The sequence below is a fragment of the Streptomyces sp. NEAU-174 genome, from assembly GCF_052665095.1.
Window position 1 is genome coordinate 23,297 of record NZ_JBQTCE010000005.1, and the last position, 14,942, is coordinate 38,238.

The following is a 14,942-nucleotide window of genomic DNA, read 5'->3' on the forward strand; positions in this document are numbered from 1 at the left end:
CCGCCCGGGCGTCACCGGCGTGGGTCCGCTCAGGCGTCGGGGCCCGCGACGAGCCGTCCGCCCTTCGCGGTGACCGGGACCGACGGCAGCGGCTTCTCCGCGGGCCCCTGGACGACCTTGCCGGTGCGGGCGTCGAACTGGCTGCCGTGGCAGGGGCAGTTGATCTTGCCGTCCTCGACCGTGTCGACGACGCATCCGGCGTGGGTGCACACCGCGCTGAACGCCGTGAACTCGCCCTTGGCGGGCTGGGCGACCACCACCCGCTGCTCGCGGTAGATCTTGGCGCCGCCGACCGGCACGACACCGGCCGAGCCGAGCTCGACCGGGGCGGTGGGCGTCGGGGGCGCCTTCTTGCCCGATCCGTCCGGGGAGCAGGCCGCCACCCCGAGCCCGGCGGCTCCGGCCAGCGCGGCGCGGCACAGCACGGTTCGACGGGAGGCGGGCTGGCTGGACATCTGCGGCTCCTGGGGGTGTGAGGGCCCTCCGACCATACCGGCACAGACCCTTCCGTTCGCCGCCACCCCCGGGGGGGGGGGGGGGGGGGGGGGACGTAAGCGTTTGCGCAAACGTTTACGTCCGACGGTCGATGCGATACGTTACGTGCCCCCAGCAGGGCTCGGCAGAGATCTCGACGACGTTAAGGACCGCAGCGGATGGCAACCATGGTCGATGTCGCCCGGCGCGCCGGGGTGTCCGTGGCCACCGTCTCGCATGTGCTCAACGAGACCCGGCCGGTGCGCCCCGGCACCCGTAAGGCCGTGCTGGACGCCATCGACGACCTCGGGTACATCCCCAATACGCTGGCGCGCTCCCTGGTGACCGCGCGCACCCGCTCGATCGGCCTGGCCGTCTCGGCGATCAGCAATCCGTACTTCACCGAGATCCTCCAGGGCGTCGAGTCCAGCGCCCTGGAGCGGGGCTACGGGCTGCTGATCGCCGATCCGCATGACGACCCCGCGCATGAGCTCACCGTCGTCCGGCTGCTGCATGAGCGGCGGGTGGACGGCGTGATCGTCGCCCCGTCGGCCGAGCCCGCCGGGCTGCTGGAGTATCTGGCCCGCCGTAAGATCCCCGCCGTCTTCCTCGACCGGCTGGTCGGCGACGCCCATGACCAGGTGTGCGCCGAGAACGCCCGCCCCGTCGAACAGCTGGTCGGCCATCTCGCCGATCTCGGCCACCTCCGCATCGGACTGGTCGCGGGGCTTCCGGGGCTGAGCACCACCAGCGAGCGGATCGCGGGCTACCGGGCCGGGCTGGAGCGCCATGGGCTGCCGTTCCGCCCCGGGCTGCTGGCCGAGGGCCACTCCGAGGCGCGGGGCGCGGAGGACGCCGTCCACCGGCTGCTGGCCTCCCCCGAGCCGCCCACCGCGATCATCACCGCGAACAACGCGATGACCATCGGCGCGCTGCGCGCCCTGCGGACGGCGGGGCTGAGGGTGCCGGACGATCTCGCGCTGGTCTGCTTCGACGACTTCTCCTGGGCGGATGTCTTCTCCCCCGGGCTCACCGCGATCTCCCAGCCCAGCCGGGAGGTCGGCGCCACCGCCGTCCGGCTGCTGCTCGAGCGGCTGGAGCATCCGGGGCGGCCGCCGCGCACCGTACGGCTGCCCTGCGCCTTCGTCCACCGCACCTCGTGCGGCTGTGTGGCCGAAGCCCTCGACCGACCACCGCTCCCCGGAACCCCCGGACTCGCCGGAAAGGACCCCGTCTCGTGATCGTCGTCGCCGGAGAAGCCCTGATCGACCTCGTGCCCGAGCGCACGCCGAGCCCCGCGGCGGGTGACCGGCTGCCCGCGCTGCGGCCCGCGCGCGGCGGCGGCCCGTACAACACCGCGCTGGCCCTGGGGCGGCTCGGCTCGCCCACCGCGTTCTGCTCGCGGGTCTCCACGGACGGCTTCGGGGAGGCGCTGCTGGAGGGGCTGCGGAAGGACGGCGTGGACACCGCGCTGGTGCAGCGCGGCGAGGAGCCCACGACGCTGGCCGTCGCCTCCATCGGGGCCGATGGCTCGGCCGGGTACGGCTTCTATGTGCAGGGCACCGCGGACCGGCTCTTCACCCTGCCGCCGTCCCTTCCCGAGGGGGTGAGCGCGCTGTCGCTGGGCACCTGCTCCCTGGTGCTGGAGCCGGGCGCGAGCGCGTACGAGGAGTTGCTGCGGCGCGAGGCCGCGCGCGGGGTCTTCACCACGCTGGACCCCAATATCCGCACCGGTCTGATCCCCGACGCCGACGCCTACCGGGCCCGCTTCCACGGCTGGCTACCCCATATCGGCCTGCTGAAGCTGTCCATAGAGGACGCGAGGTGGCTGGCCGACTCGGAGGACGCGGGGGATGTCGAGAGGGCCGTGGGCGCGTGGCTGGCGGCGGGTCCGGCGGCCGTGGTGCTCACCCACGGCGGGGAGGGGCTGAGCGTACGGCGCCAGGACGGCTCGGTGATCTCGGTGCCCGGCGAGCGGGTGGACATCGTGGACACCATCGGGGCGGGCGACACCGTGAACGCCGCGCTGCTGCACCGGCTGGCGGGGCACCAGGCGCTGTCGGCGCCCGCGCTGGCCAAGCTGGACGAGGCGGCCTGGCGGGATGTGCTGGGCTTCGCCGCCCGCGCCGCAGCGATCACCTGCTCCCGGGCGGGCGCGGAGCCGCCCTACGCGTCCGAGCTGGCCTGAGCCCACCGCTTCGCCCGTGCTCGCGCCGCGCCCGGGTCGGTCCGGGCGCGGCGCGGGCACAGCGGCTCGGGCTACTTCGCGGCCGCCCGCTTGGAGGCGGCCGTGGTCTTGGCCGCCGCCTTCTTGGCCACGGTCTTCTTCGCCGCGGTCTTCTTGGCCGCCGTGGACTTCGCGGCGGCCTTCTTGGCGGGCGCCTTCTTGGCGGTCACACCGCCCTTGCGCGCGGCGGGCACCGTGGCGTCGCTCACCCGGTCGCCCAGCATGTCCCGCAGGAACTTCCCGGTGTGGCTGACCGGGATCGAGGCCACGTCCTCCGGGGTGCCCTCGGCGATCACCAGACCGCCGCCGCTGCCACCCTCGGGGCCCATGTCCACGACCCAGTCGGCCGTCTTGATCACATCGAGGTTGTGCTCGATGACGATCACCGTGTTGCCCTTGTCGACCAGGCCGGAGAGCACGCTGATCAGCTTGCTGATGTCCTCGAAGTGCAGACCGGTGGTCGGCTCGTCCAGCACATACACTGTGCGGCCGGTCGACCGCTTCTGGAGCTCGCTCGCCAGCTTGACGCGCTGGGCCTCACCGCCGGAGAGGGTCGGCGCGGGCTGTCCGAGCCGGACATAGCCCAGCCCGACCTCGTTGAGGGTGCGCAGATGGCGGGCGATGGTGGGCACCGCCTCGAAGAAGTCCAGCGCCTCCTCGATGGGCATGTCCAGCACCTCGGCGATGGACTTGCCCTTGTAGTGCACCTCCAGGGTCTCCCGGTTGTAGCGCGCGCCGTGGCAGACCTCGCACGGCACATACACATCCGGCAGGAAGTTCATCTCGATCTTGATGGTGCCGTCACCGGAGCAGTTCTCGCAGCGGCCGCCCTTGACGTTGAAGGAGAACCGCCCGGGCTGGTACCCGCGGACCTTGGCCTCCATCGTCTCCGCGAACAGCTTGCGCACATGGTCGAAGACGCCGGTGTACGTGGCCGGGTTCGAGCGCGGGGTGCGGCCGATGGGCGACTGGTCGACATGCACCACCTTGTCGACGAGATCGTCGCCCGCGACCCGGGTGTGCCGCCCGGGAACCGCTCGCGCACCATTCAGCTCACGGGCCAGATGGGTGTAGAGGATGTCGTTGACCAGCGTGGACTTACCCGATCCCGAGACACCGGTGACGGCGGTGAGCACCCCGAGCGGGAAGGACACATCGATGTCCTGGAGGTTGTTCTCCCGGGCGCCGTGGACCGTGAGGCGCCGCTTGGGGTCCATGGGCCGGCGCACCGCCGGCAGCGGGATGGCCTTCTTGCCGGACAGATAGTGCCCGGTCACCGACTCCTGGTTGACCAGCAACTCGCTCAGCGGCCCGCTGTGCACCACCTTGCCGCCGTGCTCGCCCGCGCCCGGGCCGATGTCCACCACCCAGTCCGAGGTCTTGATGGTGTCCTCGTCGTGCTCCACGACGATCAGGGTGTTGCCGAGGTCGCGCAGCCGCACCAGCGTCTCGATCAGCCGGTGGTTGTCGCGCTGGTGCAGGCCGATGGAGGGCTCGTCCAGCACATAGAGCACACCGACCAGACCGGAGCCGATCTGGGTGGCCAGCCGGATGCGCTGGGCCTCGCCGCCGGAGAGGGTGCCCGCGGCGCGGTTGAGCGAGAGATAGTCCAAGCCGACGTCGACCAGGAACCGCAGCCGCTCGTTGACCTCCTTGAGGACCCGCTCGGCGATGGTCTTCTCGCGCGCGCTCAGCTCCATGCCGCGCAGGAACTCGGCGCATTCGCTGATCGACATCGCCGAGACATCCGCGATGGACTTGTCCTGCACGGTGACGGCCAGGACGATCGGCTTCAGGCGGGTGCCCTCACAGGTGGGGCAGGGCACCTCGCGCATATAGCCCTCGAACCGCTCCCGGCTGGCGTCGCTCTCCGCCTCCGAATGGCGCCGCTTCACATAGGGCAGCGCGCCCTCGAAGGCCGTGGTGTACGCCCGCTGGCGGCCGTAGCGATTGCGGTAGCGGACCTCGATCTGGGTCCGGTGCCCGTTGAGCAGCGCCTTCTTGGCGCGCTGCGGAAGCCCGGCCCAGGGGACGTCGGTACGGAAGCCGAGCGCGTCGGCGAGCGCGCCGACCAGACGGCCGAAGTAGTCCTTGGTGTGGCCGTGGGACCAGGGGTGGATGGCGCCCTCGTCCAGCGACTTCTCCTCGTCCGGGACGATCAGCTCCGGGTCGACCTCCATCCGGGTGCCGATGCCGGTGCACTCCGGGCAGGCGCCGAAGGGCGAGTTGAAGGAGAAGGTGCGCGGCTCCAGCTCCTCGAAGGACAGGTCGTCGTACGGGCAGTAGAGATGCTCGGAGAACATCCGCTCCCGCTGCGGGTCGTCCTCCGCCAGGTCCACGAAGTCGAGGATCACCATGCCGCCGGAGAGGCCGAGCGCGGTCTCCACCGAGTCCGTCAGCCGGCGCTTGGCGCTGTCCTTGACGGTGAGGCGGTCCACGACCACCTCGATGGTGTGCTTCTCCTGCTTCTTCAGCTTCGGCGGGTCGGACAGCTGGATGGTGGCGCCGTCCACCCGGGCGCGGCTGTAGCCCTTGGTCTGGAGATCGGAGAAGAGGTCGACGAACTCCCCCTTGCGCTCGCGCACCAGCGGCGAGAGCACCTGGAAGCGGCTGCCCTCGGGAAGCTCGAGCACCCGGTCCACGATCGCCTGCGGCGACTGGCGGGCGATCGGACGGCCGCACTCGGGGCAGTGCGGCTTGCCGATACGGGCGAACAGCAGCCGGAGGTAGTCATAGACCTCGGTGATGGTGCCGACCGTCGAGCGCGGATTCCGCGAGGTCGACTTCTGGTCGATCGACACCGCGGGGGACAGGCCCTCGATGAAGTCCACATCGGGCTTGTCCATCTGCCCCAGGAACTGGCGGGCGTAGGAGGAGAGCGACTCGACGTACCGGCGCTGCCCCTCGGCGAAGATCGTGTCGAACGCGAGGGACGACTTGCCCGACCCGGACAGCCCGGTGAAGACGATGAGCGAGTCGCGAGGAAGGTCGAGTGAGACGTTCTTGAGATTGTGCTCGCGAGCGCCACGAACGATGAGACGGTCGGCCACGCCGGTCGGCACCTTTCTTGAGAGAGTCGGGGTGCGCCGAGCCCGCTCGCGGGGCGGCCCTGCCGGTCGGAGCAGAGGCGGAGCGGAGCGAAGCCCCCAACCCAGGGTATGGGGGCACGACGACGATGTCTTAAGGATGCAGCACACCGAGCCTATAGCACGCACATTCGATTTGCGGGCCACGGGAGCCGACTTCACCCGATCGTGTGGTGGAGACGCGCGACGCCGACATCCGGCGGCATGCCGCCCGGCCGCTCGCCGTCCACTGGACGACCTGCGCACCAGTGCCGCCCGCTTCGACGCGACGGTCGCCGCGCTGTGGCGGATCTGCCCACCGCGTTCGTCGAGAGCCGGCTCACCGTACTCACTGGTACAAGGTTCGCCGGGCACCCGGATATTCCCCCGCTGCGGCTGGTCACCGGGCCCGGCGCACCGGCCGCCCCGCCGCCCCCGGGGAGTCCCCGGTCACCGTCACCGGCTCCCCCGCCGCCCTGCTGGGCCGGCTCACCGGCCGTACGGACGGCGCCGGTCTCTCCTGCCCCGACGGTCCCTTGCCCGCCCTGCCCGCACTAGGCTGAGGCCATGACCTACAGCGGAGTGGTGACGGTCGGCGGACCGGCCGATGTGCATGAACTGCCCGATCTGATGATCTCGAAGGTCGCGGTCGGTCCCATGAACAACAACGCGTACCTGCTGCGCTGCCGAGCCACCGACGAGCAGCTCCTGATCGACGCCGCCGCCGAGCCGCACACCTTGCTGTCCCTGATCGGCGAGAGCGGTATCGCCTCCGTCGTCACCACCCACCGGCACCAGGACCACTGGAACGCGCTGCGTGAGGTGGTGGACGCCACCGGCGCCCGCACCTACGCGGGCCAGTACGACGCCGAGGGCATCCCGGTGCCGACCGATGTGCCGGTCGCGGACGGCGACACGCTGCGGGTCGGCCGGGTCGAGCTGACCGCCCGCCATCTGGTCGGCCACACCCCGGGCAGCATCGCCCTGATCTACGACGACCCGCACGGCCATCCGCACGTGTTCACCGGCGACTGCCTGTTCCCGGGCGGCGTCGGCAATACATGGAAGGATCCCGAGGCGTTCGAGAGCCTGATCAACGACGTCGAGACCAAGCTCTTCGACCAGCTCTCCGACGAGACCTGGGTCTACCCCGGCCATGGCGACGACACCACCCTCGGCGCCGAGCGCCCGCACCTCGCGGAGTGGCGCGAGCGCGGCTGGTAGCGGCGCTCGCGCGGCCCCGGAGCGCCGCACGCCTCCGTACGCCCCGTGACCCCCGGCGGGCCGGGGCGGTTGTCGCGTCATGCAGCACGACCGCTCTCCGCAGCATGACCGCCCTCCGTCCATGGCCCGCCTCGCCGCCGCGTCCCTGGCCGGCACCGCGATCGAGTTCTACGACTTCTTCGTCTACGGCACGGCCGCGGCGCTCGTCCTCGGCCCGCTGTTCTTCCCCACCTTCTCGCCGCTGGCCGGCACCCTCGCCGCCTTCGGCACCTTCGGCGTCGGCTTCGTCTCCCGGCCGCTGGGCTCGATGCTCTTCGGGCCCCTCGGGGACCGCCATGGGCGCCGTCCGGTGCTCATCGCCTCACTGATGCTCACCGGTCTCGCGACCGTCGCCGTGGGTTTCGTCCCGACCTACGACTCGATCGGCATCGCCGCCCCCGTCCTGCTGCTCGTGCTGCGCTTCCTCCAGGGGCTCGGGCTGGGCGGTGAATGGGGCGGCGCGGTGCTGCTGACCGCCGAGCACGCGCCCGCCGCGCGGCGCGGGCTGTGGTCGGGCTTTCCGCAAGTCGGCCCGTCCATCGGCTTTCTGCTGGCCAACGGCACGATGCTGACCCTGTCGGCCACGCTGAGCGACGGCGAGTTCCGGTCCTGGGGGTGGCGGGTGCCGTTCTGGGGCGCGGGGCTGCTGGCGGGCGCCGGGCTGCTGCTGCGGGCCCAGGTGACCGAGTCCCCGCGGTTCCGGGAGCTGGCCGAGCGCGGTGAGCAGGCCGCCGCGCCGCTGGCCGAGGTGGTGCGCGGCCACTGGCGGCTGGTCCTGCTGACCGCGGGCGGTCTCTCGGTGGGCTACGCCGTCTTCTACGCGGTCACGACCTGGTCGCTGGCGTACGGCACGGAGCGGCTCGGAGTGGCCCGTACCACCCTGCTGGGCTGCATCATGGCGGCCGTGGCGGTCCTGGGCGCCCTCACGCCCCTGGCGGCCCATCTCGGCGACCGCTTCGGGCGGCGGCCGATGTGCCTGGTGGGCTGCGTGGCCACCATGGTGTGGATGTTTCCGCTGGTGGCGCTGTTGCGCACCGGGGAGCCGCCGCTGATGTTCCTCGGCTTCCTGGGCGCGCTGCTCGCCTTCATCACCATGTTCGCCGTGACCTCGGCCTATCTGCCCGAGCTGTTCGAGGCGCGGGTGCGCTGTACGGGGGCGGCGCTCGGCTACAACCTCGCGGGCGTCCTGGGCGGGGCGCTCACCCCGATCGTGGCGACGGCGGTGTCCCATGGCGACGGTCCGCCCTGGGGCGTCGCCGCGTATCTGATCGCCGTGGCGCTGCTGAGCCTGGGCTGTTTCGCCCTGCTGCCGGAGACACGGCCGACGGCCGACCGTCCGGATGGTGGACGGCCGACCGTACGGCCTCTGGAGGCCGGGGAGGCGGCTGTGTGAGCCCGTCTCCCGGCTCCGGGGGGGCTAGCTGTCGACTAGCTGTCGGACGCCGTCGGGCGCTCTGAGACGCCGTCAGGGCGGTGACGCCGCGGGCGCCGTCAGACGTCGACGCTGTCCTTGTCCCGGGTCCGGTCCTCCCCGCTCCCCGCCTCCGCCAGGGCCTGTTTCTTCGACGCGTACAGACTGGTGGCCGTGGTGACGGCGAGCACCGCACAGATGACGCCGAGCGAGACCGGGATGCTGATCTCCGGGACATGCACCCCGGACTCGTGCAGCGCGTGCAGCACCAGCTTGACGCCGATGAAGCCGAGGATGATCGACAGCCCGTACGAGAGGTGGACCAGCTTCTTGAGCAGGCCGCCGATGAGGAAGTACAGCTGGCGCAGGCCCATCAGCGCGAAGGCGTTGGCGGTGAAGACGATGTACGGGTCCTGGGTGAGGCCGAAGATCGCGGGTATGGAGTCCAGCGCGAAGAGGACGTCGGTGGTGCCGATCGCCAGCATGACGATCAGCATCGGGGTCATCAGCCGCTTGCCGTTCTCCACGATGAACAGCTTGGTGCCGTGGTACCGGTCGGTGGACGGGAACCGCTTCTCGACCGCCTTGAGCAGCCGGTTCTCCTCGAACTCCTCTTCCTCCTCATCGGCCCGCGCCTCCTGGATGAGCTTCCAGGCCGTCCAGATGAGGAAGGCGCCGAAGATGTAGAAGACCCAGGCGAAGGTCGAGACGATCGCGGCGCCGGCGGCGATGAAGACCGCGCGCAGCACCAGGGCGATGAGCACACCCACCATCAGCACGCGCTGCTGGTAGATCGTCGGCACGGCGAACTTCGCCATGATCAGGACGAAGACGAAGAGGTTGTCGACGCTCAGCGACTTCTCGGTGATGAAGCCCGCGAAGAACTCGCCGGAGGGCTGGCCGCCCGCGAAGACCAGCAGCCCGAGCCCGAAGAGCCCGGCGAGTGCGACCCAGACGGCGGTCCAGATCCCGGCCTCCTTGAGGGAGACCTCATGCGGTTTGCGGCCGCCTATGAAGAAGTCGACGGCGATCAGGGCGCAGAGGCCGAGAATCGTCAGCCCCCACATGGTCACGGAAACGTCCACGGTTCCTCCGGCATTCGTACGGCAGTCTCAGCGTCGTCGCTGCCGGAGGTCTCTTCCGCCCGTGGACCGCGCCATGGACCGGTGTCCCGGGATTCCGTCCGGCCTCCTGGTGCCGGACGGAATCCGTGGTGACGGGAACACCGCTAAGGAGTACTCCCCTCCGCGTAAAAGAGAGTACAGGAATCCCCATGAGAGAGTAAAGAAAAAGGCAAAAGACCTGGTCAGAGCCGGGCCTGCCGTGGTCGGCCCTGGTCAGCCACCGTAGGACTGGCGGGCCCGGGCCGCCCTCAGCTCCTGCGCGGCCCTCCCCACCTCGCCCAGCACCTCGCCCAGCACCCGGCTGCCCGGCGGCACCATCGGCGGCTCGTAGGTCCACGCATGGCCCACCCAGGGGTCGGCGAGGTGGTCGTCGGCCACCGGCGTGAGCCGCAGCAGCGACCGCCACAGCGGGTCCAGCACCGGACCGTAGGCCCGCGCGTCCTCGCGGTCGGCGACCATCATCAGATGCACGCCCACCGAGGGCCCCTCGTCCGCCAGATAGCGCAGCTGGGTGACGGCCCGGTCGTCGAAGCCGTGCGGGAAGTCATGGACGATCAGCAGCTGCTCGGCGGTGTCCAGATCCGGCGGCAGCGCGTCCGTGGCCCGGCTGCGGATCGCCATCTGGACCAGGTCGACCCGCTGGATCAGCGCGGCGAGCACCGCCGAGACCCCCTGGGCCCCGGCCGCCGGCGGCTCGGCCAGCACACCGGACCCCACCAGCGGCGCGAGAGAGCCCGCGGCCGAACCCGCCGGGTCGATCACACGCACCGCGAACTCCCCGACCGGATAGACGGCCAGCATCCGCGCCGCGATCGCCACCGCCGCGTCCGCCGCCAGCCTGCGCAGCTCACCGGAGTCGGCCGGTCCGTCGAACGAGCCCGAGCGCCCGGCGTCGATCCACAGCCCGCGCTCCAGCGGCAGCCGTACCAGCATGGGGATGCGCAGATCGGTGCGCTCCGGAAGGTGCAGATCGCCCAGGCGCAGGGCCATCGGGACCTCCATCGGCACCTGGTACGCCTGCCACACCGGGCTGTCCCAGCGGGCGTAGGCGTACGGCAGCGCGGGCTCCACCACCTCGGCCTCGGCGATGAGCTGCGCCAGATCGCGGTCGAGGGCGGTCCGGGCCTGCTCCACGAGGCCGGTCTGCTTGGCGCGCGCCTCGGCGCGGGCGGAGTCGGCGGCCGGGCCCACCCGGGTGCGCGGGTCGGAGAGCACCCGGTCCAGCTCCTGCTCCATGCGGGACTCGGCGAAGTCCACGGCGCTGCGGTAGGCCGCGGTGGTCCGGGCCAGGTCCTCGAACATCCCCCAGACCTGGTTGTAGAGCCGCTCGTCCATGGACCAGCCGGAGGCGTCGCCCGCGACCGGCCGGGCGGGCTGCCCGGGGGCGGCGGGCGGCGCCGTGGGCGGGGGCGTGGGCGGCGCGGCCGTACGGCGGCCGGGGTGCTGGTAGTCGACGGACCCTCCGGCGGCGGGCGCGCCCTGCGGCTGCTGCGGCGGGGTCTGCGGCTGCTGCGGCGCGGTCTGGGGCTGGGCCGGGGCCGGGTCAGTGCCGCCGCCCGCGGCGGCCGTGCGCACCCGGCCGTCGCCCTCGGGGCGGGGCGGGGGCTGGGCGACCGAACGGGCCATCCCGCGGGCCACCGCCTCGTTGATCCGCGCCGCGAGGTCGGCGCCCTGCTCCAGCCCCTGGTCGTGCAGCATGGCGGCCAGCCCGCCCGCGTACCCCTGACCGATGGCGCGCACCTTCCAGGCGCCCTGCCTGCGGTAGAGCTCCAGGGCGGCCACCGCGGACTCCGAGTCCAGGTCGGTGATGGTGTAGCTGGCGATCTCGGTGCCGTCCAGGCCGGTGACGGCGACGAACGGCGCGGCCATGGCGCCGAACCGGGCCGGGCCGCCGACGCCGGTCGGCAGCGCGAGCAGCACGGTGACCCGGTGGATGTGCTCGGGCATCGCGTCGAGGTCCACGGCGAGCCGGTGGGCGGCCGCCGCCTGTTTGGGCACCTCTATCCCGGCCAGCTGGGGCGAGGCGGGGTGCGCGACCCATTCGGCGCCGTGCACCGTGCCCCGCTCATCGCCGAGTGTCGCCCCGGCCACGATCGGATTGCCCGCAGAGATCCGGATCTCCAAACGGGTCTGGGGCAGCGGGTGGTTCTGCCCTCGGACCAGCTCGGCCGTCATGGCTGCGTCCCCTCGTTGTGTTCCGCTGTGTGCCGTACGTGTGAGTGGTGATGCGGTGGTGCGGTGAGCGCGTCGGCCCGGCGAGCTCTGCTCAACCGGGCCGACGCGCTCACCTGGGCGATACGCCTTTACCAGTGCGGTACGCCTTTACAGATGCGGCAGGATGTGCGGCATCAGGTCCTGGAAGGTGCGGCCGTTGGCCGGCTCGCCGACCGCCTTCATCTGCCAGGCGCTGCCCGCGCGCTGGACCGTGGCCATGATCTGGGCGGTGTACTGCCCGCCGCCGGTGAGGGTGTAGCGGGCGAGCTCCTGGCCGTTGGTCTCGTCCACCAGCCGGCAGAACGCGTTCTGCACCTCGGCGAAGGTCTGGCCGGTGAAGGAGTTCACCGTGAAGACGATCTGGTCGATGTGGACGGGCACCCGCTGGAGGTCGACCAGGATCGACTCGTCGTCGCCGCCCTGACCGGCGCCGCCCACGAGGTTGTCACCGGTGTGGCGGACCGAGCCGTCGTCGCTGACCAGGTGGCGGAAGAAGACGACATCGGTGGGCTGCTTGTCGGCGAAGAGGACGGCCGACGCGTCGAGGTCGATCTCCCGTGTACGGGAGCCGAACAGCCCGCGGCGGGGCGCCGCCTGCCAGCCCAGCCCCATCCGCACCGCGGTCAGGGTGCCCCCGTCGGCCTTCTGTAGGCTGATGGCCTGTCCCTTGGACATGTTGACCGTCACGCGCTGTCCCTACTCTCGTCTCTCGATTCCCCGTGGCCGCCCACCGGCGCGGCCGTGGCCGCGCCGTACGCACGGCCCTTCCGAAAACCCTATGCACTGCCGCCAGGGCTCCGGCCGGACGGGCGGATTTTTGTGTCGGTCTTGCAACACAGGGAACCCACGGGCGCCCCGGTGAGACCCCGGGGCGCCCGGTGATCAGGAAACTCCGGCCTCCCGCATCTGCCGCAGCTCCTTCTTCAACTCCGACACCTCGTCGCGCAGTCGGGCCGCCACCTCGAACTGGAGCTCCGCCGCCGCGGCCCGCATGCGGTCGGTCATCTCCTCGATCTGCTCGGCGAGCTCGGCCGCGGGCCGGTCGGTCAGCACCGCCTCCTTGGCCTTGCCCTTGGCGGCCTTGGCCTTGCCGCCCTTGGCCGCCGGCTCGGCCGCCTTCGCGCCCTTGCCGTCCTTCGCCTTGCGGTAGCCGGTGCCGAGCAGCTCCTCCGTGTCCACGTCCTCGCGGGCGATCTGGGCCACGATGTCGTTGATCTTCTTGCGCAGCGGCTGCGGATCGATCTTGTTGGCCTTGTTGTACGCGATCTGCTTCTCGCGGCGGCGGTTGGTCTCGTCGATGGCCTTCGCCATCGCCGGGGTGACCTTGTCGGCGTACATATGCACCTGGCCCGAGACGTTACGGGCGGCGCGGCCGATGGTCTGGATCAGGGAGGTGCCCGAGCGCAGGAAGCCCTCCTTGTCGGCGTCGAGGATGGCGACCAGCGAGACCTCCGGCAGGTCGAGGCCCTCCCGCAGCAGGTTGATGCCCACCAGCACGTCGAACTCACCGGCGCGCAGCTCGCGCAGCAGCTCGACCCGGCGCAGGGTGTCCACATCGCTGTGCAGATAGCGCACCTGGATGCCCAGCTCGAGCATGTAGTCGGTGAGGTCCTCGGCCATCTTCTTGGTGAGGGTGGTGACCAGGACCCGCTCGTCCTTCTCGGTGCGGGTGCGGATCTCATGGATGAGATCGTCGATCTGGCCCTCGGTCGGCTTGACGACGACCTCCGGGTCGACCAGGCCGGTCGGGCGGATGATCTGCTCCACGAAGCCGTCGCCGCGGGACATCTCGTACGTCCCCGGGGTGGCGGAGAGATAGACCGTCTGGCCGACCCGCTCCAGGAACTCCTCCCACTTCAGCGGGCGGTTGTCCAGCGCGGAGGGCAGCCGGAAGCCGTGCTCGATCAGGGTCCGCTTGCGGGAGGCGTCGCCCTCGTACATCGCGCCGATCTGCGGCACCGTGACATGCGACTCGTCGATGACCAGGAGGAAGTCCTCCGGGAAGTAGTCCAGCAGGGTGTGCGGCGGGGATCCGGTCTCACGGCCGTCGATGTGCAGCGAGTAGTTCTCGATGCCGGAGCAGGTGCCGATCTGCCGCATCATCTCGATGTCGTAGGTGGTGCGCATCCGCAGCCGCTGGGCCTCCAGCAGCTTGCCCTGCTTCTCCATCCGGGCCAGGGTCTGCTCCAGCTCGGCCTCGATCCCGGCGATGGCCTTCTCCATGCGCTCGGGCCCCGCCACGTAGTGGGTGGCCGGGAACACATACAGCTCCTGGTCGTCGCTGATCACTTCGCCGGTGAGCGGGTGGAGCGTGGACAGCGCCTCGATCTCGTCGCCGAACATCTCGATGCGGACCGCGAGCTCCTCGTAGACCGGGAAGATCTCGATGGTGTCGCCGCGGACCCGGAAGGTGCCCCGGGTGAACGCCATGTCATTGCGGTTGTACTGAATATCGACAAAGCGACGCAGCAGCTGATCGCGGTCGATCTCCTCGCCGACCTTGAGCGGCACCATGCGGTCCACGTACTCCTGCGGCGTGCCGAGGCCGTAGATGCAGGAGACGGAGGCCACCACGACCACGTCACGCCGGGTGAGCAGCGAGTTCGTCGCCGAGTGGCGCAGCCGCTCCACCTCCTCGTTGATCGAGGAGTCCTTCTCGATGTAGGTGTCCGACTGCGGGACGTACGCCTCCGGCTGGTAGTAGTCGTAGTACGAGACGAAGTACTCCACCGCGTTGTTCGGCAGCAGCTCGCGGAACTCATTGGCCAGCTGGGCGGCGAGCGTCTTGTTCGGAGCCATGACCAGCGTGGGCCGCTGAAGCTTCTCGATCATCCACGCGGTGGTCGCGGACTTGCCGGTGCCGGTCGCGCCGAGCAGGACGACATCCCTCTCCCCCGCGCGGATGCGCCGGTCGAGGTCGGCGATGGCGGTGGGCTGGTCACCGCTGGGCTGATAGGGGCTGACGACCTCGAAGGGCGCCACCTTGCGTTCGAGCTGAGTTACGGGCCGCATGAGACCAACCGTACGACTCGCCACTGACAACGGCGGAGCGCTCGTCCGCGCCACCCTCTCCCCGGCCCGCCGGCCGGATTCGGATGATCATGCACACGATGTCGCTCGTGGCGCGAATTTTCCGCCCATCCGGCATCTATCCTCCACTGCCG

The 14,942-nt window shown here is 71.0% G+C and carries 10 protein-coding genes; 4 read left to right on the plus strand and 6 right to left on the minus strand.

Annotated elements, in window-relative coordinates; genetic code table 11:
- Positions 1–29: 29 nt before the first annotated feature.
- Positions 30–455 (minus strand): QcrA and Rieske domain-containing protein, encoded by a 426-nt coding sequence (locus ACT2CW_RS15785; RefSeq protein ID WP_445517032.1) that lies wholly within the window; start codon positions 453–455, stop codon positions 30–32.
- Positions 456–653: 198 nt separating this feature from the next.
- Here ACT2CW_RS15785 and ACT2CW_RS15790 point away from each other — a divergent pair, with 198 nt between their 5' ends.
- Both ACT2CW_RS15790 and ACT2CW_RS15795 read left to right on the plus strand, forming a co-directional pair.
- Positions 654–1,715: a LacI family DNA-binding transcriptional regulator gene (locus ACT2CW_RS15790; RefSeq protein WP_445517033.1), complete on the plus strand. Its 1,062-nt coding sequence runs from the start codon at positions 654–656 to the stop codon at positions 1,713–1,715.
- A complete protein-coding gene (locus ACT2CW_RS15795; RefSeq protein WP_138911189.1) occupies positions 1,712–2,662 on the plus strand; it encodes a carbohydrate kinase family protein in 951 nt (316 codons plus the stop codon). Before ACT2CW_RS15790 ends, ACT2CW_RS15795 begins: the two co-directional genes overlap by 4 nt.
- A 71-nt stretch (positions 2,663–2,733) precedes the next feature.
- On the opposite strand, the gene uvrA is transcribed toward ACT2CW_RS15795, so the two are convergent.
- Positions 2,734–5,751: an excinuclease ABC subunit UvrA gene (uvrA, locus tag ACT2CW_RS15800; RefSeq protein WP_445517034.1), complete on the minus strand. Its 3,018-nt coding sequence runs from the start codon at positions 5,749–5,751 to the stop codon at positions 2,734–2,736.
- A 582-nt stretch (positions 5,752–6,333) separates the two neighbouring features.
- Here uvrA and ACT2CW_RS15805 point away from each other — a divergent pair.
- Both ACT2CW_RS15805 and ACT2CW_RS15810 read left to right on the plus strand, forming a co-directional pair.
- Positions 6,334–6,990: an MBL fold metallo-hydrolase gene (locus ACT2CW_RS15805; RefSeq protein WP_445517035.1), complete on the plus strand. Its 657-nt coding sequence runs from the start codon at positions 6,334–6,336 to the stop codon at positions 6,988–6,990.
- A 121-nt stretch (positions 6,991–7,111) separates the two neighbouring features.
- On the plus strand, positions 7,112–8,422 hold the full coding sequence (locus tag ACT2CW_RS15810) for an MFS transporter (RefSeq protein ID WP_445517036.1): 1,311 nt from the start codon (positions 7,112–7,114) through the stop codon (positions 8,420–8,422).
- Positions 8,423–8,520: 98 nt separating this feature from the next.
- On the opposite strand, the gene ACT2CW_RS15815 is transcribed toward ACT2CW_RS15810, so the two are convergent.
- From ACT2CW_RS15815 to uvrB, 4 genes are all read right to left on the minus strand, one after another.
- Positions 8,521–9,525: a TerC family protein gene (locus tag ACT2CW_RS15815; RefSeq protein ID WP_164430193.1), complete on the minus strand. Its 1,005-nt coding sequence runs from the start codon at positions 9,523–9,525 to the stop codon at positions 8,521–8,523.
- Positions 9,526–9,777: 252 nt separating this feature from the next.
- The gene (locus ACT2CW_RS15820; RefSeq protein WP_445517037.1) at positions 9,778–11,739 is read right to left on the minus strand and encodes a TerD family protein; all 1,962 of its coding nucleotides are present in this window, start codon (positions 11,737–11,739) and stop codon (positions 9,778–9,780) included.
- 147 nt (positions 11,740–11,886) lie between these two features.
- Positions 11,887–12,465, minus strand: a complete 579-nt coding sequence (locus ACT2CW_RS15825) for a TerD family protein (protein WP_138911182.1) — start codon at positions 12,463–12,465, stop codon at positions 11,887–11,889.
- 195 nt (positions 12,466–12,660) lie between these two features.
- Positions 12,661–14,790, minus strand: a complete 2,130-nt coding sequence (gene uvrB / locus ACT2CW_RS15830) for an excinuclease ABC subunit UvrB (RefSeq protein WP_445517038.1) — start codon at positions 14,788–14,790, stop codon at positions 12,661–12,663.
- Positions 14,791–14,942: the final 152 nt, after the last annotated feature.